The following is a 22,552-nucleotide window of genomic DNA, read 5'->3' on the forward strand; positions in this document are numbered from 1 at the left end:
CACATCAATCTAAGATTCACTGCACAGAAAGTAACCGGTGAGTACCTACTTACGTGGAGACTCCTAAATATTGGTGATAGCATGGAAGAAAAATTCATAGGGAACATATATGGCTACTGGTACGATTATTTCGTTGGGTTTGTATTTTGTTGTAATGTTGGGTATCGGTCTTTTTGCCTACCGGCAAACAGACACCAATGTTGAAGGGTATATGCTTGGTGGTCGACAGTTGGGTCCTGCGGTAACCGCTTTATCTGCTGGTGCATCTGACATGAGTGGCTGGATGCTAATGGGGCTTCCTGGTGCTATGTATGTCTCAGGGCTCTCGGCAGGTTGGATAGCTGTTGGTTTGACACTAGGTGCACTTGCCAACTATTTACTTGTTGCTCCAAGACTGCGTGTCTACACCGAAGTGGCAAGTAATTCAATTACCATCCCTGACTATTTCGAAAATCGCTTTGCCGATAACTCTCGCCTTCTCAGAGTTATCGCTTCAGTGGTAATTGTTGTTTTCTTTACTTTGTACACCTCTTCTGGCGTTGTTGCCGGCGGTAAATTATTTGAGACATCTTTTGGACTGAGCTACGAAACTGGCTTATATGTTACTGCAGGCGTTGTTGTTGCTTACACGCTGGTAGGCGGGTTTATGGCCGTAAGCATGACCGACTTTGTGCAAGGTTGCATTATGTTTGTTTCGCTTATCATGGTGCCAGCGGTGGTCATCAGTGAGTTAGGTGGTATTGGCGCGTCTATTGATGCATTAGATAACATTAATCCTGCCCTTTTTGATGCGTTTATGGATGCCTCTACTAATCAAACGATTACTTTTATTGGCATTGTTTCATTAATGTCATGGGGATTAGGTTATTTTGGACAGCCTCATATTATCGTCCGTTTTATGGCTATTCGCTCTGTAAAAGATATTCCAGCGGCTCGAAATATCGGTATGAGTTGGATGATAGTGTCTATCATCGGCGCATTAATGACAGGTTTGTTTGGGTTAGCCTACATCACAGGCAATGGTAACGAGATTGATCCTGAAACCGTCTTCATTTACCTTTCACAGATTCTCTTCCACCCGCTAATTGGTGGCTTTTTGCTTGCGGCTATTTTAGCAGCCATCATGAGTACAATTTCATCACAACTACTGGTAACGTCTAGCTCATTAACTAGCGACTTCTATCAAGCTTTTTTACGCAAAGATGCTTCTGATAAAGAGTTAGTTATTGCTGGTCGCCTCAGTGTTATTGCAGTTGCTTTAGTGTCAATATTCTTAGCTTACGACAGAGACAGCACCATATTGACATTAGTAAGCAACGCTTGGGCTGGATTTGGCGCAGCATTTGGTCCATTAGTGCTATTTAGTTTATTCAAGCGTGAAATGACTCGTCGCGCAGCGTTAGGCGGCATGATTGTTGGCGCGGTAACGGTGTTATTGTGGATTTACCTTCCAATCACCATTGATGGACAGCCCCTAGGTGCTTGGATGTATGAGATTGTACCTGGATTTATACTTTCAAGCTTAACCATAATGATACTCAGCAAATCAGGTAAGCCCCGTGAAGGTGTAACCGAGACATTCGATGAATTCCAAAAGCAGTTCAATGCAAGATAATCGATAATGCTCTCAATTTTAAAAAGCCTCAAACTGCAAAAACAGTTTGGGGCTTTTTTACTTTCTGGAGAGCGAAAATAGCGCTTATGCCTAAATTGTATAGCGATTATTTTTTAAAGCATAAGAAAGCTATTTTAAATAGCAAAATGGCATACTACTTTTAAAATTAAATATGTTATCTTTCTATGCAGAAAAACAACCCGCATATAACTTTTTTTTATATAACATAAATCGGACTTCAAAATGACTGCAAGTATCCCGTCTATAACGCATCTGAAACAACTCGAAGCCGAGAGTATCCAAATTTTCCGAGAAGTTGCTGCTGAGTTTGACAACCCAGTAATGCTTTACTCGGTAGGAAAGGACTCTTCGGTACTGCTTCATTTAGCACGTAAAGCCTTTGCACCGGGTAAAATTCCATTCCCACTTCTTCACGTTGACACCACGTGGAAATTCAAGGAAATGATAAAGTTTCGTGATGAGCAAGCCGAAAAGCACGGTTTTGATTTGTTAGTTAATATTAATCAAGAAGGTATTGAACAAGGCGTTGGTCCGTTCACACACGGTTCCGCCAAGCACACTGACATCATGAAAACTCAATCTCTAAAGCAAGCGCTTAACAAGTATCAATTTGATGCAGCGTTTGGCGGAGCCCGTCGTGATGAAGAAAAATCTCGCGCCAAAGAACGTGTTTACTCATTCCGCGACAGCAACCACCGCTGGGATCCAAAGAATCAGCGTCCTGAACTGTGGAACATCTATAATTCACAGGTTAATAAAGGCGAAAGTATTCGTGTATTTCCAATGTCTAACTGGACAGAGTTAGATATCTGGCAATATATCTATTTAGAAAACATCGATATTCCTCAACTTTACCTTGCTAAGCCTCGTCCTGTAGTGGAGCGTGACGGTGTACTGATCATGGTTGATGATGATCGCATGCCGTTAGAAGAAGGCGAAGTACCAGAAATGCGTTCTGTTCGCTTCCGTACTTTAGGCTGCTATCCATTAACCGGTGCAGTTGAGTCTACAGCGTCGACACTACCTGAAGTTATTCAAGAAATGCTGCTTACCAAAACGTCAGAGCGACAGGGTCGAGTAATTGATCACGATAGCTCTGGGTCTATGGAGAAGAAAAAGATGGAAGGATACTTCTAATGGCCACCGACAATGTTGTTTGGCATAAACATGAAGTGAACAAGGTGACACGCTCTGAAAAGTTGAATCAGCGTCCACGTGTGTTTTGGTTGACCGGACTAAGTGGCTCTGGCAAATCTACACTGGCTAATTTGCTTGAGAAAAAGCTTCACGAAAAGCAAAAGCATACCTATTTGCTTGATGGCGATAACGTGCGCCACGGATTATGCGGCGATTTAGGCTTTAGCGATAAAGACAGAGTTGAAAATATTCGCCGTATCAGTGAAGTGGCAAAATTATTTGTAGACTCGGGCACGATTGTGTTAACTGCTTTTATCTCTCCATTTAAAGCAGACCGTGACTACTGCCGCAGTTTACTTGAAGATACAGAATTTGTAGAGGTGTTCGTTGATACTCCCCTTGAGGTTTGCGAGCAGCGCGACCCTAAAGGCTTGTACAAGAAGGCTCGCAGCGGCGAAATCAAAAATTTCACCGGCATCGACTCTACCTACGAAGCACCTGAGTCGCCAGAAGTACACTTAACGTATCAGGAAGAACCTGCAGAGCAAACCGCTGAACGGTTATACACTTTGCTTCACGAAAAAGGATTAGTGTAAATGACACTGCCAATTAATTCTTTAGCACAAACTGTGCTGCGCATTGCCAAAGAGGCAGGCGATAAAATAATGGCGATTTATGAAAATGATTTTGCCATTTATGAAAAGCAAGATACCAGCCCCCTAACGGAAGCTGACTTAGCCGCTCATAACGTGATTGTTGATGCACTTACCGCAGAATCTGACTTACCTATTCTTTCTGAAGAGTCGGCTGATATCTCTTGGGACGAGCGTAAGCAATGGCAGTCATATTGGCTGGTTGACCCTCTTGACGGCACAAAAGAGTTTATCAAGAAAAACGGTGAATTTACGGTAAACATTGCCCTGATTGAAAATGGTAAACCAACCATGGGTATTGTTTACGCACCTGCATTAAATAAAAGCTACGTAGGTATTGTAGGTGACGGTGCTTGGACTGAAATAAATGGTGAGTTTGCACCTATTTCGGCGACAAAGCACAGTGGAAACGACGTTTGGAAAATCGTTGGAAGCCGCTCTCATCAAAGCCCTGAAATTCAGAATCTGTTAGCACAACTTGACGGTGAAACTGAGTTAGTTGCCATGGGTAGCTCATTGAAACTCTGTTTAGTGGCTGAGGGTGAAGCGCATCTTTATCCACGGTTAGGCCCGACCTCAGAATGGGATACAGGAGCAGCACATGCCGTGGCGATTGCAGCTGGCGCGAAAGTGACAGTTCTTGATCCGGCTAATCCTTTAGATTCCAATGCAGAAGATCTTACCTACAATCAGAAAGAATCTGTGTTAAACCCCTTTTTCCTTGTGAGCGCATAACATGAACAACGAAAACGAATTATTAAGACAAGACATCCTGTCTTACCTAGAACAACATGAAAAGAAAGACATGCTACGTTTCCTAACTTGCGGAAGCGTAGATGACGGTAAAAGTACATTGATTGGTCGTCTTCTTCACGATTCAAAAATGATTTATGAAGATCAGCTAGCTGCTATTACTAAAGACAGCAAAAAATCAGGTACTACAGGCGAAAAAGTAGACCTTGCGTTATTAGTAGACGGTCTTCAATCTGAGCGCGAACAAGGTATTACTATTGATGTAGCATACCGCTACTTCTCTACGGACAAGCGTAAGTTCATCATTTCAGATACGCCAGGACATGAGCAATATACTCGCAACATGGTTACCGGTGCGTCAACTTGTGACCTTGCCATCATTCTTGTAGATGCTCGCGGTGGTGTAAAAGTACAAACTAAACGCCATTCTTTCCTTGTGTCTTTATTAGGCATTAAGCACGTTATTGTTGCTATTAACAAAATGGACTTGATGGATTATTCACAAGAAGTCTACGAGGAAATTCAAGCGGACTACCTTAAGTTTGCCGAGCAGCTTGAAATTCCTGATATTCAATTTGTACCGCTATCGGCGCTTGAGGGCGACAATGTAGTGAGTATCAGTGAAAAGACACCGTGGTTTGACGGTATTCCGCTTATGGAAATGCTGGAAAATATCGAAATTGGTGAAGATGATAATCACGACGACTTCAGATTCCCGGTTCAATATGTTAACCGCCCCAACTTAGACTTCCGCGGATTCGCCGGCACAGTGGTTTCAGGCCAGGTAGCACCCGGTGACGAAATTACCGCATTGCCTTCAGGCAAAACGTCAAAAGTGAAGCAAGTGGTCACCTTCGAAGGCGATCAAGAAAAGGCTTACGTTCCACAAGCCGTTACGCTAACCCTTGAAGACGAAATTGATATCTCTCGTGGTGACATGATTGTGAAGTCGGATAACCTGCCTTTACTGTCTACACAGTTCAAGACACACCTTGTGTGGATGTCAGAAGAACCGTTAATGCCAAACAAACAGTACTTGTTTAAGTTTGCGACCAAATCAACGCCTGGCGTTGTAGCGCATATCGATAATCAAATTGATGTGAACACGCTGGAAGAAACTGACGCAATGCACCTTAACCTTAATGAGATTGGTGTGGTTGACGTTAAATTTACCCAGCCTATTGCCTGTGACCCTTACAAACGCAACCGCCCAACGGGGTCGTTTATCGTTATTGATCGCCTCACAAATGGCACCGTAGGCGCGGGTATGGTAATTGATGCCATTTCAGGTGATGCACAGCACACTTCTCCAAACTTCTCTGAGTTTGAATTAGAATTCAATGAACTCGTGCGCAAGCATTTCCCTCATTGGAACGCTGTGGATATTTCCAAGCTATAAGCAGGACTGGACATATATGGATGTTACCCAGTTCATCGTACTGGCCATTTTTGCCAGTACGATTTTAGCGCTGATTTTTACCAATCAGCGCCCTGCCACCGTATTTTCAGGTGCGGTGTTAGGCTTACTGGTTACGCAGCAATTATCGCTAGATGACATTCTATCGAATTTAACCAACAAGGGCTTAATCACCCTTGTTTTGTTACTTTTGGTCAGTAGTGCCATTGATAAAACTGCACTTATTAAACGGTTGGGTAGAAAGCTCGTGACGGCTGACTTCACCCGCTCGTACTGGCGATTATTTTCGCTCACCTTTGTTTCATCAGCACTGTTAAATAACACGGCTATTGTGGCCAGTCTTATTGGCCCGATAAAGCAAAACCAACATCACCCGGCTTCGAGATTACTCATCCCGCTGTCTTACGCTGCTATTTTAGGCGGAACGGTTACTCTCATCGGTACCTCTACCAATTTGATAGTAGACAGCTTTCTGCAAGAGCACGGTCACCCTGGTTTCAACTTCTTTGACTTTACCTTGTATGGCACAGTGGCAGGATTAAGCTGTGGCTTACTTATGTTTGTATTGCTGCCACTTTTGCCGAGTATCAGCAACAAAGACAGTAACTACTTTGAGTACATGGTCGAGGCTGAAGTAGAAGCAGGCTCTGAACTTATTGGCAAAACCGTTGAGCAAAACCACCTGCGAAACTTACCTGAACTGTTCTTAGTTGAAATTGTTCGAGATAAACATCTAATATCACCTGTTGGCCCTGACCTGGTAATTCTCGAACACGACAAGCTTATATTTTCCGGAAATGTGCAGAAGTTAGAAAACTTAAGCCACATTAAAGGATTAAGTATGTTTGCAGAAACAGACGGTGTATTACGGGAAAGCCTCACCGAAGTGGTTGTTTCTAACCGCGCTCAAATTATTGGCCAAACTATTAAAGAATTGGGCTTTAGAGCGTTATTCGATGCAGCAGTTGTGGCTATACGCAGAGACGGTGAACAGCTATCAGGCAAGCTTGGAGAGATAAAATTAAAATCTGGTGATTTTTTACTGCTCGCTGCCGGCCCTGATTTTGCGACTCGGCAGAACCTAAGTAAAAACTTTTTCATACTTTCAGAACAGAAAATAGCGCGGCCGCTAACGAACAAGCAAGAGTGGATAACTCTAGGCGGCTTCTTAACCACTGTCGCCCTTGCTGCATCAAATATTATTCACTTGGCTATTGGTCTTTTATTTTTAGCCGCAGTGTTAGTGTTTATGAAAGTGACGTCTAACGGTGAAATGAAGCGCAATCTCCCCCTCAATTTGATTGTTGTTATAGTGGGTGCATTGAGTTTGGCTACCGCACTAGAAACCTCTGGCGTGATTGCAGTCACCACAGAGGCGCTCTTGCCGCTATTATCAAGCACTGACTGGTTTATTGCATTGATTGCTATTTATCTCATCACGCTTCTACTCACCGAGCTTGTCACCAACAATGCGGCAGCGGCGTTAATGTTTCCATTTGCTTATGGCTTGGTTGAGATTATAGGTACACCACTTATGCCCTTTGCTCTTGCGGTCGCTTTTGCGGCAAGTGCGAGTTTTATATCTCCCTTTGGCTACCAAACTAACTTATTGGTTTATAATGCCGCGAACTACCGCTTTTCTCATTTTATAAAAATTGGGTTGCCCATCTCATTGGTTTATAGCGCCATTGTATTGTGCCTGCTAAATATCACCTATTTTTGATTGCGGCATCGCACCTTATTCAAAGCACGGTTGGAAGCTCGTTCAAAAATAAGATCAAATGCAGGGTGAAGCTCACGGGCAGGCATACAAGTAAAAAAGGAAGCGAAGGCTTCCTTTTTTGTTTTCTAGCACTTTAAAAGTAAGCCTGTACCCAGCTCGTTAATCACAAGTTAGTTAACCAAGAGTTAGTAAACCAGAAGCGCGTTGGCCAAGGACATGTTGGCCTGCTAGTCACTTACAAATCGTCACTCACAAATAACCACTTACAAATAATACCTAATTTGTGCCCATTTCCCTGTACTTAAATTCACCAACTCAGTAATCTATATGCGCTTAATTGATTTTTTGTAAACTTTTAAAGCGGTCCATAGGCCAACATACCAATAAAAATAACTAAACTTTTTCAGGGAGTTAGAATGCACACAGTGTCAAACCCGTTTCAAGCGTGTAACGATATATTTTTCAAACCCGATGGGGTGTTCAAAGCAGTTGGCGAGAATAACAACTGGAGCTGGATGCCGTTTTTTATGGTAATGGGCGTTACCTTAGTCCTTCAATATCTTTATGTGAATTTTGTCGATATTGAATGGTTTGCGAATTTAAATATTGCCGCCCAGGGCGATATGAGCCCTGCTGAAGAAGATCAAATGCGTGCTTTTTTCACACGAACAAGCCTAATGTGGTCCCAACTGATTGGGGCATTTTTTGTACTTACCATCATTAATGCTATTTATGCTCTATACCTTAATCTTGCTACTCGTTCAGACGACAGCCACGTTTTTGGGTTTACTGACTGGTATGGCTTTTCGTGGTGGGTGGCGATGCCCTATGTTGTAACGGGTTTAATTGGCGTTGCCTTACTGCTTTTCGCAAGCGATCATCAGATATCTCCAGCCACACTCGCTCCCACTTCTCTTAGCTTTATACTGAGTATTCCTATGGATTCACAGTGGTATGCCTTTGCTCAAGCAATTAGACTAGAGCTATTTTGGGGAATTTATCTTGCAATGGTAGGCATTGCTCAATGGACATCGTTTTCCAGGCAGAAAGCCGCCATTGTCGCTGCAGCACCATACCTCGTTATTTATTCTATATGGCTTGTTGCAATCCTTGCATTTTAATCTGCTCATTAAGGGCCGGTAACTGCTGGCCCTGCCGTTTTCTATGAGTCGTGCCAGTAAACAGGCATTTTACATTACGTATAGCGTTGAAATTTCAAAACTGGCTATGGCTCCATAGCGGTAGCTGTATTGTCTGTTTTGCCCCTTTTCTAGCAGGCCTAAAATACTCTTCATTATTGTAAAAACTGTCAGACTGCGGGTGATGCCACCCAGGCACGCCAAGTAAAGGAATAGGTTTTAATAAAGGAGCTTGCTGAAAGTCATCTAATTGGGTAATTCGCTTAACTAAGGCATTATCCAACTCACTTCGCTGTTGCCACTGACTCAACTGACTGAAGCCCCGAGGAACTGCAACGGCTAACCATTTGCCCGTTAATCCAATAAAAGGGTTTAGCATCATTTCTAAATTGGCGTGACCAAAAATAAAGGGCGTTACATCTCCTGCCCACTTGTTGCGCTGTTTTATAAACACTTCATGCCAGTTGTGCGTAGCTAGTGACGTTAAGAACGCTTCTAAATCGGCCGTGTTATTGTCTTTGGGGGTTTCCACTGCCAGTACTACACCACATTCATCGAAGTGAGTAATGCGATTACGTCTTGCCGTACGGGGACTAATCCCAAACTCATTTATATCGTTCACATGCAGCGTATTTAACAAGGCTTTCGTGTTAGGAAACTGTATCCAGATAAGTGCGTTGAACAAGTCGTGCCAACTATTCTCCCGTGTAGGGACACGGTTATCTTCGCCAATGATAGTTTCGTAATATCGCGTTTCATCCTCGCCTAACTCACTTTGCGCTACAAAGTGAGGCCCCTGCCAGTTGGAATGAAAGTATTGCGTTAATGCATTTAGCTGCTCCGTTGAAGGAAACTCACTGAGGTCTATCAAGTTCATTTCTGTCAAAAGGCGAGTAACACTTAACGAGGCATATTGGGATAAATACGGTTTACTAAAAGGAATATCTGTTGATTGCATAACACCTATTGGTTCGTTTTGTGGATTTCTCTATACTGTGGTCTATTGTAGAGCAAACTAAGACGGTTAATAGAGACTAATAATGAAAAAAATATTCTTGCCCTTGCTTGTTCCTGCGCTGTTAGGCGTAAGTGCATGTACCCCCTCCAACGACAGTGAAACGAAGGTTAGCGACACTGATACGTTAGCCACAGCACAAGAAACGACAAACTTCGACTCGGTATACAACAGTATCTCCGATGCAGATATTCGAGAGCCGTTAAAAATACTCTCATCTGATGAGTTTGAAGGTCGCCTACCCACGACAGAGGGTGAGAAGAAAACCATTGATTACCTTGTTAGCCAATTTAAAGAAGCCGGTCTTGAACCTGGAAATGGCGATAGCTATTTGCAGAAGGTTGCGTTAATGGAAATCACCGCAAATCCTGATATGACAATGACTATTGGTGACAACCGCTTCGTCTATAAAGAAGACATGGTGGCATCATCAAAGCGTGAGCAAGCTTCGGTCTCGCTGAACGAATCTGAATTAGTGTTCGTAGGTTATGGTGTTAACGCACCAGAATATAAATGGAATGACTACGAGGGTTTAGACGTTGAAGGGAAAACGGTGGTTATTCTCATAAACGATCCTGGGTTTGAAAACCCAAAGAGCGGCAAGTTTCAGGGTACGACAATGACGTATTACGGTCGTTGGAGCTATAAATATGAAGAAGCCAGCCGCCAAGGCGCTGCAGCAGCCATTATCGTACACGAATCGGCCCCCGCATCTTATGGATGGTCGGTTGTTGCCAACAGCTGGAGCGGCCCGCAGTATGGTCTAGTAAGTGAGGACAAAGGCGCCAGTCGCGTTGCTGTTGAAGGCTGGCTGACTCTAGATGCTGCCAAACAAGTATTTAGCGATGCTGGATTGGACTTTGATGCTGAAAAAGCAAAGGCAATGTCAGGACCTTATAACAAAGCCATGGACATTAGAGCGTCGGTAACCGTTAAAAACACGTTCAAAAAATCAGAAAGTAATAACGTCATAGCTACATTACCTGGCTCTGCATTTGCTGATGACCATATTATTTACACCGCCCATTGGGATCATCTTGGCAAAGATGAAAGCAAAGAAGGCGATCAAATTTATAATGGCGCCCATGACAATGCCACCGGCACAGCAGCAATGATAGCGATGGCCAAGGCGTATTCATCACTAACGCCAAGACCCAAACGTTCAATATCATTTTTAGTGGTCACTGCAGAAGAACAAGGGTTACTGGGCAGTAAATACTATGCTGCTAATCCTGTTATCCCGCTAGAGAAGACTGTGGCGAACATAAATATGGATGCCATGAATGTATTGGGTAAAACCAAAAATGTTGCCGTTGTAGGAATGGGTAAATCAGAACTTGAAACCTACCTCAGAGCAGCCGCAAAAAAACAAGGTCGAGTGTTAACCCAAGAAGATAAGCCTGAAGCGGGATACTACTACCGCTCGGATCATTTCAGCTTTGCTAAGCAAGGTGTTCCAGCTCTATATGCTGAAGGCGGCGACGAGCCAGCCGATGAAGAAACAGCTAAATACCGCAAGCGAATGAATGTGATTGTGACCGGATGCTACCACCAAGTGTGCGACGAGTATCGTGAGAATTGGGATATGGGCGGCATTGTTCAAGACACTCAAATGTTGTTCGATGTAGGTGTGAATGTAGCGAATGCGCCGATGTGGCCAAAGTGGAATGAAGGCAGTGAATTCCAGCGCCAATATTAATCAACGTTATCATCATAATACGTCAGAGCGTCAGAGATGCGAATAAAAGCTGATTTAAGCTTAATTAAATCGGCATAAGTCGCTCAGAGTAAAGCTACAGTGCCCCGACTTGTCGGGGCATTTCTTTTTTTTACACATCGTTATTGGTACTTCTCTGTAGATTCGCCTTAGTACTTACGCCTTAGTACTTACACCTTAGTACTTACACCTTTGTAAGTTCGCTTTCATAAACACACGTTTGCCACTACCCATTATCTATAGTCCCGTGGTAATAGTTCTTTACTGGTGCAGACGTAAACTCAACGCATAAAGCTAGAAGATGGTTTTTTACGCAAAATAGGACACTTTTGCATTTATCATTGTAACTTCGCTAAAAAGAACCAATAAATTCCATTTTATCATCATAATGTACTTGCAATTTCCTGTCAGACTGGCACATTCAAGACACGCGAATCAGACAAATCAAAAATAATAATCCTTCGCTGCTCTTCAACGAGTACCCGACAGAAATAACCCATTTTTTAAACCAGCGAACAGAGAGAATCCGTTTTATGTGTGGTATTTTCGGTATCCTTGATATCAAAACCGATGTGTCTGAACTCAGAACCCAAGCCCTCGACTTATCTAAATTATTGCGCCACCGTGGCCCTGACTGGTCGGGTATCTGGAATAATGACAATACCATTCTTTGTCATGAACGATTAGCCATCGTCGACGTGGATACAGGTGCTCAACCTCTTATCAGCCAGAACGACAAACATATCCTTGCAGTGAATGGTGAGATTTATAATCACAAGCAACTAGCTGCTGATTTAGACGAGCCTTATCCATTTAAGACTCGCTCGGATTGCGAAGTAATACTGCCTTTATTTCAACAAAAAGGCATTGACTTCATTGATGAACTAGAAGGCATGTTCGCCTTTATTCTTTACGATGAAGAACAAGATGCATATCTGATTGCACGGGATCATATTGGTATTATTCCGCTATACACAGGCTACGATGAACACGGCAACTTCTATGTATCGTCTGAAATGAAGGCACTTGCTAGTGTATGTAAAACGATTAGTGAATTTCCTCCAGGCCACTACATGTGGAGCAAAGAAGGTAAACTGACTAAGTATTACAAGCGCGATTGGATGGACTATGAAAACGTTAAAGACAATAGTTCGGATTTAGAAGAGCTTCGCGTTGCTTTCGAAAAAGCAGTAAAATCGCACATGATGTCAGATGTGCCCTATGCGGTTTTACTATCTGGCGGGCTAGACTCTTCATTAGTGTCTGCGGTTGCTGCGCAATACGTTGCCAAACGCGTCGAAGATGAAGATAAGACAGATGCATGGTGGCCGAGACTACACAGTTTTGCTGTTGGTCTTGAAGGGGCGCCAGATTTAAAAGCAGCCAAAAAGGTGGCTGACATGATTGGTACTGTGCATCACGAAATACATTTTACCATTCAAGAGGGCCTAGACGCCATTCGTGACGTTATCTTTCACCTTGAGACCTACGACACCACGACAATTCGCGCAGCCACGCCCATGTACCTCATGACGCGTAAGATTAAAGCCATGGGTATCAAAATGGTTTTATCTGGTGAAGGTGCTGATGAAATTTTTGGTGGCTACCTGTATTTCCACAAAGCGCCAAATGCAAAAGAATTCCACGAAGAAACCGTACGTAAATTAGACCGCCTCCACATGTTTGACTGTGCTCGTGCAAACAAAGCAACGTCAGCATGGGGTGTAGAAGCACGTGTTCCCTTCTTAGACAAAAACTTTATTGATGTTGCTATGCGTTTAAACCCACAAGACAAAATGTGTCTTGATGGAAAAATGGAAAAGTGGATCTTACGTAAGTCTTTTGATAATGGCGACACCTTGCCTGCCGAGGTCTTATGGCGTCAAAAAGAGCAGTTTGGTGATGGCGTAGGCTACTCATGGATAGACTCTATTCGCGAGTTTGTTGACGGTGAAGTAACCGACCAGCAGTTGGCAACAGCAGAGTTCCGCTTCCCTTACAACACGCCGGATACAAAAGAGGGCTACTATTACCGCACTATTTTCGAAAGCTACTTTCCACAAGAAAGCGCTGCACGTTGTGTTCCCGGTGGTAAATCAATCGCCTGTAGCACCGCAGAAGCATTGGAGTGGGATGAAAGCTTTAAGAATAATGCAGACCCTTCAGGTCGCTCAATGAAAGGTGTGCACTCTGGAGAGTCTTAGGCTTCTTGCTTAGATAGCATATTAAAATAATAAAAAACGCGACCCATGGTCGCGTTTTTTATGCATTATTTTTCAGCTGCTGTTTTATACCACAACCCCTCTTTCGACAAGGGTGTGTCGTTGGGTAAAAGCGGGTTTTCAATAGTAAAAATCGTTCTCTCATCCATATTTATTTCGTCGAGAATAGGCATATAAGTCGACTGGAAAAGTGTGTCGAAAGAACCGTCCTCGATGGCCCGTTGCAAGCCGGTCTCAATTAAATGTGCAAGCGTTTTGTTATTGTTGCTCACGAAATAGTACATGGCCGTGGGGTAATAAATGGCGAGGGAAGGCTCAAGTGACACGCCAGCGCTTTTGCCTAGTTTGTCTAACTCTGGGGTAATTTCGATAACGGAGCGAGGGAAGAAATCCCCTTTTCCCTGGCTAAGGAAGTCGTAAGCTTTATCAAATTCCGGAACGGTAAATACATTGAATCCGCTGGCCTGCAGTATTTTTGTATCAGGCCAATCCTCACCCTGAATAGGAACAAATTCACGCATATCGGCTATGGATTCAACCTGAGCAAACTTTGCACTTTTTTGGTCTTGAATGGCAAATACCCGTAATCCAATTAATCCTTTGGCAATGGGTATTCTAATGGCGGTTAGGTCCTTCTCACGCTGGATGTCTGTCATACTCCAGACCACGCTCACTTCTCTGTTTTCGCGCAGCTGTCGCATGGCTTTGCCCGTCAGCAAAATTCTGTCAGAGGGCAGTAATTCATAATTCACGCCGGTTTTATCCAGTGCGAGTTTCAGTAGCGCGATGGGGTATTGAGTTCGCTCATCGGTATCATCTATAGGGCGAGGATAAGTGATTGTCCACAACGCGCCGTGCGCACTAAGCCCTACTAGCGAGAGCGCAAACATCAACACTTTCAACAAACCTAAACTCCCTACTTGTTTTTTGCAGTCTCTAATCATTCTCAAGGCAACCAATACCCATTTACTCAATACCCATTTACTCAATACCCTTCTACTCAATACCCTTCTACTCAATACCAATGTATTTATGTGTTTGTAAAGATAGCCGCCAGTTTCTTGCAATACAAGTCTCAACAGCGAGCTGCGTTGCTCTTGCCTGCTGACTAATGGGCTGCAAACATACCTGCTTGCCCTCTAAAGAAACATTTGCAAGCAGCGCATCGAGTTCATCAATATGTTTTTGCATCGCAATAGGATGCTTTATTTCGTTAGCGCGCTCTAATGCGCTTGTCAGCACCTCAAAGCCACCACGCATGTTGATTTTTGGCGACACTGTCACATAAGTTCGGTCATCGCAGAGTACCTCGAAAGTACCGCTAGTTTCGATTTGCGTGGTAAAGCCGTTATTGTGCAGCATGGTTGTCAGCCCCCGCAGATCGTACATGCAGGGTTCACCGCCAGTTATAACAACGTGAGTCGCTACGTACCCTTCTTGTTTGAACAGCGAAAGCAAAGACTCATCGTCTGCCACAAAATAGGTCTCAGACTCCTCGGCCTGATCGATTACCTGCCGCGGGGCAACGATAAGCTCTTCTTTAATTTCCCAGGTGTGTTTTGTATCGCACCACGGACAACCCACAGGGCAACCTTGAAGACGAACAAAAATAGAGGGGATCCCAGTGTGTGCCCCCTCTCCTTGAATAGTTTCGAACATCTCATTGATGTTTAATGTGCTTAATACAGACAAATTGACGTCCTTTAACGATTGTATGTTGGGATTTTACCAAGGATCACATAAAATTCTGACATTATTTCTTAATTCGTGAAAATCTATGTCAGAAAACGTTGTTGTTATTTACTCTGGGGGTATGGATTCTTTCACTGTGCTGCATAAAGCACTGCGTGAAGGAAAGAATGTACATGCACTTAGTTTTAATTATGGTCAGCGCCATAAGAAAGAGCTCGATTATGCCGCGAGTGTGTGTGATTCAATAGGCGTACCTCATAAAATTGTTGATATAAGTGCAATTAATTCTCTAGTAGGAGGCTCTGCACTGACTTCTGATATTGAGGTTCCTGAGGGTCACTACGAAGAGCCAAGCATGAAACAGACCGTAGTTCCTAACCGCAACATGATTTTGCTTTCTCTTGCAGTAGGTTACGCAGTAAGCCTGGAAGCAAAAGAAGTGTATTACGGTGCTCACGCTGGAGACCATGCAATTTACCCTGACTGCAGACCAGAGTTTGTGCATCGAATGAATGATGTGTGCGGTATTGCAAACTACACGCCTGTAAAAATTGTTACCCCCTACATTGATGAAAGTAAAACGGCTATTTTAACTGATGGGTTAAATATGGGGCTTGATTACGGTAAGACATGGACATGTTACAACGGCCGAGAAAAAGCCTGCGGCAAATGCGGTGCTTGCGAAGAGCGACTAGAAGCCTTTAGAGACAATAACGCCACCGACCCGCTAGAGTATGAATAGCAACAGGTTAATTTTTTCATTTAGCGTTCAACTAGAGGCCTAAGCGCTTCTAGTTGGATGCTTTTAGTTGGGCGCTTCTCGCTGAAAGAAGTCGCCCCCTTGCTTTGTTTTTCAAGGCTTTCTGATATTAATGGATAAGCGTGTCGCTGCCATTTTCGTCAGATGTACTGCTGACACTGAAATGAAAGCGCAAACCCCTAACGCTCCGCCAACGCCCTCAAGAAAGGGTAGCAACAGCGAGCTAATAACACCAAATAGACACGCCGCCGCCACGACGCCTTGACTTGATAGGCGATGTGATGATGTCATTCCAACAAAGCTTCCGCCAAAAAAAATGCTGGTATACGTATTGGCCGTCTCTGTGCCTGCTGTATAAGCCACCAGTAAATAACATATCAACGTACAGGCACTGCTCGCTCGAATAGTATTCATCCAAGGTAAAACAGACAGCTTATACGTAATAATCCCCCCTAAAATAGCAAAGAACAAAACTAACACTATCCAGACACCCACTTACCAATAACCATTGTACAAAGAATGACACTTGCGACAGACACAAAGGCGATTGCCCCTAGCTTTCCCCCAACGCCAATAAAATGATTTTTTAGCGATGTGTAAATTGCCGCCCCAATGAGGCTAATAACAACAAGTTCGTAAGGGGAGCTAATAATATCAGACGAGCACATGCCCGCAAACGCGCCTGCATACATGGCGGCCTGTGGATGATGTTGAAATTGAGTGGTAGTGGGAAGAAAGCTGCCTATAAGCCCTATTGAGACTGCACTTACCACAATAGGCACTTCCAATAACTGATGAAGAACAAAGCAGCCATACAAACCCAAAAAGAAAGAAAGCAGTTTTACACTGTAAAAAAGACCCACTTTCTTAATGGCTTGCACTGCTCGGCTCCGATTTAGTCATTATTAGCACGCAAATCCAAGCACTACTGTAGGACGAAAGAATGTGATTACTTTTGGCTTTCAGCAATAAAGTAGCTTAGTTCTTTGATGCAGTGACGCAACACAGGGTTCAATCGGGTATTTTTACCGTTCATCACAAACAGTTCATGACTGAAGTTAAACAGGCTGCCATTGGCGATAGGCACGAGCCCTAGCGCAGCGCCCTGCTCTTTCGCCATATAATCCGGTAAAAGGCCTACGTACTCGCCTGTCATTATCGCCGACATTGAGGCGTCAAAGGAATCTGAGAATGTTTGAATGGCTAGCCTAGACTCGTCTTCAATGTAGTTTGCTGATGACAGACCAGAAATTCCGATAGCGGGATAATCTTCAATATTCACATTATCAGGAAGCTCAGTATCTCGATATTTCGCTAGCACATGGGTAGGAGAACAATACAACCGGCCTTCAACATTCAAGCCTACCGGGTGGAAAGTCACTGATTCAGGTTTCACCATGTCGTAGGTAGACACTACCAAATGACACTCACCTGATAGCGCCACATGCTCTACTTCGTTGTAAAGACGAGTTTGGATATTTACGTGAATATCATCAAACTTTTTCATGGTGCTTTTAACCGCTTTACTCACTGCTAGATGCATGGAAAGTGGTAAGCCAGCCATTAATACAAGGGTAATGTGTCCTGAATAATCGTCATGTAACGATTTAAGGTTAAAGACAAAGTTATCGAATGCATTAAAAATGCGCTTGGTTTCTTGAAAAACAACCTCGCCTTCTTTGGTCATTTGAAAACCGCCTCGTCCTCGGTGGCAAAGCACAAGATCTAACCGTTCTTCTAACTTTTTGATTGCCGCACTTATATTGGGCCGCTGCATCCGTAGAACTGGTTCAGCCGCCGTAAATCCATTACAACTTGCTACTGCATAAAAAACGCGTAGTAACTTTATATCCGATTCTTGGAGACGATTTAGCATAGTAGCACCTGTTTTAGGTATAGTTATTGATACTCTTGCGCTAACTATATGAAACAACACAGGGTATTACAACGACAAATTGAGTCTTTTCGTCGCAATATTGAACATTTTAACGACTTGCTGGGATACCGCGTGTTATTCAGCTTTATACTGAAAAAACACGCGGCCTACACCGTGATCAAGACAAAGCGACTACTTGCTTTCTTAATGCCTCTACATCATCGCGAAGCGAAGCCGCTTTTTCAAACTCCAACTCTCTAGCGTATTCGAACATCTGTTTTTCAAGCTCTGCAATTTGATCCATAAGATCCGTCGCATTCGCCGCTTTTTTCTGTTTATTTTTCTCTTCTACCTTACGCAGTCGCACCTTACCAGACGCAGGATGTGCGCCTTCACCTAAGTCCATAATATCCGTAATTGGCTTATTCAAGCGCATTGGCGTGATGTTGTTGGCTTTATTGTGCGCAAGCTGCTTCTCGCGACGCCTATCCGTCTCATCTATTGCTTTGCGCATAGACTTCGTTATTTTGTCTCCATACAAAATAGCGCGACCATTTAAATGGCGGGCGGCGCGACCAATGGTTTGAATTAACGAGCGCTCTGCACGTAAGAAGCCTTCTTTGTCAGCATCTAAAATGGCAACCAATGACACCTCTGGCATGTCTAACCCTTCTCTTAAAAGGTTTATTCCCACCAATACATCAAATTTGCCTAGGCGTAAGTCGCGAATAATTTCAATCCGCTCTACCGTATCGATATCAGAATGGAGATATCGCACTTTTACGCCGTGCTCATTTAAATACTCACTCAAATCTTCAGCCATGCGTTTTGTTAGCGTGGTAATAAGCACCCGTTCATCTAGCGCAACACGCTTGTGAATTTCGGACAACACGTCATCCACCTGTGTAGCCACTGGGCGAACTTCAATAATTGGATCAAGTAGTCCTGTCGGTCGCACCACCTGTTCTACAATGTCACCTTCTGTTTTTTTCAGCTCGTAATCGCCGGGTGTGGCAGAAACATAAATAGTCTGAGGACAAATTTGCTCAAATTCTTCAAATTTCAGCGGTCGGTTATCAAGGGCCGACGGCAACCTGAAGCCAAACTCCACTAAAGTTTCTTTGCGAGAGCGATCACCACGGTACATGGCACCAACCTGAGAGACGGTCACGTGAGACTCGTCGATAAACATCAGTCCATCGGCAGGAAAGTAATCGAGTAAGGTTGGAGGTGGCTCACCTGGTGCACGACCAGAGAGGTAGCGAGAATAGTTCTCGATACCTGAGCAATACCCTAGCTCCATCATCATTTCGATATCAAATTGGGTACGTTGAGAAATTCTCTGCTCTTCAATCAGTTTGTTCGCTTCTTGCAGCTGCGTTTTGCGCTCGCCCAATTCAACTTTGATGTGCTCAATCGCATTAAGAATTTTTTCTCTTGGCGTTACATAGTGGGTCTTAGGGAAAACCGTGGCCCGCACAACTGATTTGTCCACCGCCCCCGTTAATGGGTCAAATAAGCTTATCTTATCTATCTCATCGTCAAATAGCTCTACGCGAACAGCTTGCTTTTCAGAGTCAGCAGGAAAAATATCAATAACATCACCGCGAACGCGAAACGTGCCTCGCTCAAACGCCAAATCATTTCGTTTGTATTGAAGTTCAGCAAGTCGGCGCAGTATGTCACGCTGATCCATGGTGTCACCCTGACGAAGATGCAGCAGCATCTTCATATAGGATTCGGGGTCGCCTAGGCCATATATGGCGGAAACACTTGCAATAATGACAACGTCTCGCCGCTCCATGAGCGCTTTAGTCGCAGACAAACGCATTTGCTCTATGTGGTCGTTTATCGACGCATCTTTTTCAATAAATGTATCGGTGCTCGGCACATAGGCTTCGGGTTGATAATAATCGTAATAAGACACGAAATACTCAACGGCATTGTTGGGGAAAAAATCCTTCATTTCCCCATAAAGCTGAGCTGCCAATGTTTTGTTGTGAGCAAGGATAAGCGTAGGACGCTGTACTTCTTGAATCACATTGGCCATGGTGAAGGTTTTACCAGAGCCCGTTACACCCAGCAGTGTTTGACCTGCTAAACCACTTTCCAATCCGTCGACTAGCGCCTCAATCGCAGCGGGCTGGTCACCGTCGGGTTTATATTTCGAATGAAGTTCGAAACCTCTACTCATTACTACACCTTTATTTTGAGCTAACTGGGTTGGCGTCAACTAAATTAGCATGCTCTTTAGTTACGGCCTGCGCTACGACTCTTTTAAATACTAAGAGTGATACGCCTGCCATTGCCACATTAGCAATCACATTACCGACGAATAATCCCTGTAGACCGTATAAATAACTTCCTAAAACGCTAATGGGTACGAAAAAAACGAACAAGCGGATGACACTGAGAACAAGTGCGGTCATCGGACGATGCATGGCATTTAACGATGAGTTAGTCAGAACAATAACTCCCTGCATGCCATAACCTAGGGGTACAATCATTAAAAACAGCTGTATTAAACTGCCTACTTCAGCCTCATGAGCAAAAGCTTGCGCTATCCACCCTGATAACCCCCACATAGCCAGAAAGACAATAAACTGCCATATCAATACGAACTTCAGGGTAATGGAATAGGCGCGTTTTACTCGCTTAATTTGAAGTGCGCCTACGTTTTGGCTAATAAAAGGAGGCAATGTCATTGATAGCGCAAGTACAACGATACAGGCTATAGACTCCATTCGATTTCCCACTCCCCAAGCGGCAACCGCTTCTGCGCCGTAACCTGCTACTATTGCAGTCATTACGCCCCCAGCAACTGGCGTGAGCATATTGGCACCTGCAGCGGGTAAACCAATTTTCAGAATGTCTCTACTGCTACTTCGAAGTTCACTCAGCGTCAGCAAACGAGGCAGCATTAATTTGCGGCGCACTGCCAATATATAAATAATCCAACACGCCCCCACGAGCCAAGCTATAAATGTGGCAAGTGCCGCACCTTGTATTCCCATCGCGGGAATTGGACCAAGGCCAAAAATAAATAAAGGATCTAACAGAGCGTTTAAGCCGCCAACAGAGGCCATCACTATGCTCGGTGTTTTGGTATCACCGCAGGCGCGCAATACACTATTTCCAACCATGGGTAGTGCAAGAAATACGCTCGACACGTACCATAGCCCCATATAGTCAGAGATATAAGGCATGAGTCGTTCAGACGCGTTTAATAGAGAAAATACAGGCGTTATAGAAAAGAAACCCATGGTGGCTAATACGCCAACCAACATCGCTGACAACATTAAAGAGCCGGTAGCGTAAAGTTTCGACCTCTCAATTTCTTTACTGCCTTGCAGCCGGCCAATTATTGCAGAAGTACCAATACCCAGGCCGATAGTTAAACTGATCACCGTAAACGTCACTGGGAATGTAAAACTTATCGCTGCTAATTGCTCAGTGCCTAGCAAGCTAACGAAAAACGTATCAATTAAGCCGAAGCTCATCATCATTATCATGCCCAAAATCATGGGGATGGTCATACGCTTTAACGTGGATGCTATATTTCCCTCTAAAAGATTAGACGCTTTTGAGGGTGGCTGATTATTTATCACTTATGCTCCTGATTCATGATGTTTAAGCGCTCTCTGATAATTTTACGTGTATAAATCGCACAATGCGATGACGGTGTTTTGCGTATAATGACAATGCTCTTATGCGCGAGCAGTTTTCGCGTTCACTGTCGCAAGAGCACTACCGATTTCGGTAAACGCATCGCCACTATTCTAGTGTAAAAGAGTCCACGTCGTTACGCTACGTCAACACGATGAACTATGGGTTGAAAACGTCTGCTGCAATTTTTTAAGTGAAAGAGGAGACGACTCTATCGATTGACTTGATACTAGGCTTAACTTAATACTGTATTTCTCTTGATGCTGAGCCACATTTTAACAATTTTTAGAACGCTAACTTCGCTGGTATCAAAAATTAAAAAATAGCGTTATTTCTGTAACTCGAATCATATTTGGGGACGAATTGGTCGAAATGTATATTTAGCCACCAAAATTAATCTTTGTTAGTAAAACACCCTATTTTTAGTCGTCTATTTTGTATCAGCTATTGATGCCGACAGCACACTTTTACCTTGTGCGTCAGTAAAACAGGCTTCTTAGCGCTTTACTCTCAAAATTCGAAGGTTTAGCAACACGTAAATATTGTTATTAAAATGTAACAACCTTTGATAAAACATAAATTTAGCTGCATAGCATTTAGTCAGTCGTTGAATTAACACACAAGCTAAATTTTGTCCACGAGATCTATTTCGATCTTATATTAAGATCACAAATATAGATTCAGGTTATTGTTTTTGCTAATTTTTTATAAGATACATGCAATTAAAAATAGAGATCAAAAGGATAAGGATCGTGCATTGGTTTAGCACCAAATCAATCTATCAACATAGTTATCCACAGATTTAGTGGATAACTAACGCAAGACCATAGTTGGCGGGATTTCATGACCTAAATGCAAAATAAAAGGTAAGTAGTGACTAACCTTTTAATCCTTACGTTCAGGTTACAGTTTTATTAAACGCTGTATATAATATCAGTATCAAAGCTTTTTTTTATTCTATTTTGTTATAGTTATTTCAAGTAACGAGATATAAAAAACAAAATATTTTAAGCGTGTCGTCCAAGCGACCGCAAAAATGTAATAAAGGCGATATGGAGGCTTCCGTTCACTAATTAATCATTAATTTTAACCCATTGGTGACAAATTAAGCATCAAGACGTTAAAAAGTTATTTTTTGTGCAGTCA

Annotated in this window: 18 protein-coding genes; 10 read left to right on the forward strand and 8 right to left on the reverse strand. The window is 43.4% G+C overall.

Annotated features, from left to right (window positions below):
- Window positions 1-109 precede the first annotated feature (109 nt).
- The 7 genes from putP to V7R39_RS00400 all read left to right on the forward strand — a co-directional run bounded on the left by putP (window position 110) and on the right by V7R39_RS00400 (window position 8,440).
- Window positions 110-1,615 carry a sodium/proline symporter PutP gene (gene putP, locus V7R39_RS00370; RefSeq protein ID WP_334027088.1) on the forward strand — a complete coding sequence of 502 codons (1,506 nt, stop codon included), beginning with the start codon at window positions 110-112 and terminating at the stop codon, window positions 1,613-1,615.
- A gap of 243 nt (window positions 1,616-1,858) precedes the next feature.
- The gene (gene cysD, locus V7R39_RS00375) at window positions 1,859-2,773 is read left to right on the forward strand and encodes a sulfate adenylyltransferase subunit CysD (RefSeq protein WP_334027090.1); all 915 of its coding nucleotides are present in this window, start codon (window positions 1,859-1,861) and stop codon (window positions 2,771-2,773) included.
- On the forward strand, window positions 2,773-3,369 hold the full coding sequence (gene cysC, locus V7R39_RS00380; protein WP_334027092.1) for an adenylyl-sulfate kinase: 597 nt from the start codon (window positions 2,773-2,775) through the stop codon (window positions 3,367-3,369). The genes cysD and cysC overlap by 1 nt, the downstream gene beginning before the upstream one ends.
- Window positions 3,370-4,161, forward strand: a complete 792-nt coding sequence (gene cysQ, locus V7R39_RS00385) for a 3'(2'),5'-bisphosphate nucleotidase CysQ (protein ID WP_032094518.1) — start codon at window positions 3,370-3,372, stop codon at window positions 4,159-4,161. It abuts the gene before it with no gap.
- Between the two features lies 1 nt (window position 4,162).
- Window positions 4,163-5,578, forward strand: a complete 1,416-nt coding sequence (cysN, locus tag V7R39_RS00390) for a sulfate adenylyltransferase subunit CysN (RefSeq protein ID WP_334027095.1) — start codon at window positions 4,163-4,165, stop codon at window positions 5,576-5,578.
- Between the two features lie 16 nt (window positions 5,579-5,594).
- A complete protein-coding gene (locus V7R39_RS00395; RefSeq protein ID WP_334028099.1) occupies window positions 5,595-7,319 on the forward strand; it encodes an SLC13 family permease in 1,725 nt (574 codons plus the stop codon).
- A 416-nt stretch (window positions 7,320-7,735) separates the two neighbouring features.
- Complete coding sequence (locus tag V7R39_RS00400) at window positions 7,736-8,440, forward strand: YIP1 family protein (RefSeq protein ID WP_334027097.1); 705 nt, start codon at window positions 7,736-7,738, stop codon at window positions 8,438-8,440.
- A gap of 94 nt (window positions 8,441-8,534) precedes the next feature.
- Here V7R39_RS00400 and V7R39_RS00405 read toward each other — a convergent pair whose 3' ends face one another.
- Complete coding sequence (locus V7R39_RS00405; protein WP_334027099.1) at window positions 8,535-9,416, reverse strand: DUF3025 domain-containing protein; 882 nt, start codon at window positions 9,414-9,416, stop codon at window positions 8,535-8,537.
- 82 nt (window positions 9,417-9,498) lie between these two features.
- Between V7R39_RS00405 and V7R39_RS00410 the strand changes: the two genes are divergently transcribed.
- Window positions 9,499-11,172, forward strand: a complete 1,674-nt coding sequence (locus V7R39_RS00410) for a M28 family metallopeptidase (protein WP_334027101.1) — start codon at window positions 9,499-9,501, stop codon at window positions 11,170-11,172.
- Window positions 11,173-11,723: 551 nt separating this feature from the next.
- The gene (asnB, locus tag V7R39_RS00415; protein WP_334027103.1) at window positions 11,724-13,394 is read left to right on the forward strand and encodes an asparagine synthase B; all 1,671 of its coding nucleotides are present in this window, start codon (window positions 11,724-11,726) and stop codon (window positions 13,392-13,394) included.
- 65 nt (window positions 13,395-13,459) lie between these two features.
- Here the strand turns inward: asnB and V7R39_RS00420 are convergent, their stop codons facing one another.
- Together V7R39_RS00420 and queE are read right to left on the reverse strand one after the other, a co-directional pair.
- Window positions 13,460-14,302 carry an amino acid ABC transporter substrate-binding protein gene (locus V7R39_RS00420; RefSeq protein ID WP_334028101.1) on the reverse strand — a complete coding sequence of 281 codons (843 nt, stop codon included), beginning with the start codon at window positions 14,300-14,302 and terminating at the stop codon, window positions 13,460-13,462.
- Window positions 14,303-14,423: 121 nt separating this feature from the next.
- Entirely contained in the window at window positions 14,424-15,071 is a 648-nt protein-coding gene (queE, locus tag V7R39_RS00425) for a 7-carboxy-7-deazaguanine synthase QueE (protein ID WP_334028102.1), read from the reverse strand.
- Window positions 15,072-15,189: 118 nt separating this feature from the next.
- Here queE and queC point away from each other — a divergent pair, with 118 nt between their 5' ends.
- Window positions 15,190-15,846 (forward strand): 7-cyano-7-deazaguanine synthase QueC, encoded by a 657-nt coding sequence (gene queC, locus V7R39_RS00430; protein ID WP_334027105.1) that lies wholly within the window; start codon window positions 15,190-15,192, stop codon window positions 15,844-15,846.
- Between the two features lie 111 nt (window positions 15,847-15,957).
- Here queC and V7R39_RS00435 read toward each other — a convergent pair whose 3' ends face one another.
- The 5 genes from V7R39_RS00435 to V7R39_RS00455 form a co-directional block, all read right to left on the reverse strand.
- On the reverse strand, window positions 15,958-16,344 hold the full coding sequence (locus V7R39_RS00435; protein WP_334027107.1) for a hypothetical protein: 387 nt from the start codon (window positions 16,342-16,344) through the stop codon (window positions 15,958-15,960).
- Window positions 16,344-16,745 carry a hypothetical protein gene (locus tag V7R39_RS00440; protein ID WP_334027108.1) on the reverse strand — a complete coding sequence of 134 codons (402 nt, stop codon included), beginning with the start codon at window positions 16,743-16,745 and terminating at the stop codon, window positions 16,344-16,346. Before V7R39_RS00440 ends, V7R39_RS00435 begins: the two co-directional genes overlap by 1 nt.
- A gap of 68 nt (window positions 16,746-16,813) precedes the next feature.
- A complete protein-coding gene (locus V7R39_RS00445; RefSeq protein ID WP_032094509.1) occupies window positions 16,814-17,740 on the reverse strand; it encodes a LysR family transcriptional regulator in 927 nt (308 codons plus the stop codon).
- A gap of 178 nt (window positions 17,741-17,918) precedes the next feature.
- The gene (uvrB, locus tag V7R39_RS00450) at window positions 17,919-19,934 is read right to left on the reverse strand and encodes an excinuclease ABC subunit UvrB (RefSeq protein WP_334027112.1); all 2,016 of its coding nucleotides are present in this window, start codon (window positions 19,932-19,934) and stop codon (window positions 17,919-17,921) included.
- Between the two features lie 10 nt (window positions 19,935-19,944).
- Window positions 19,945-21,276, reverse strand: coding sequence for an MATE family efflux transporter (locus V7R39_RS00455; protein ID WP_438823496.1), 1,332 nt, complete (start codon window positions 21,274-21,276; stop codon window positions 19,945-19,947).
- Between the last annotated feature and the right edge of the window lie 1,276 nt (window positions 21,277-22,552).

The sequence above is a fragment of the Alteromonas sp. P256 genome (assembly GCF_036864455.1).
Lineage (GTDB): Bacteria > Pseudomonadota > Gammaproteobacteria > Enterobacterales > Alteromonadaceae > Alteromonas.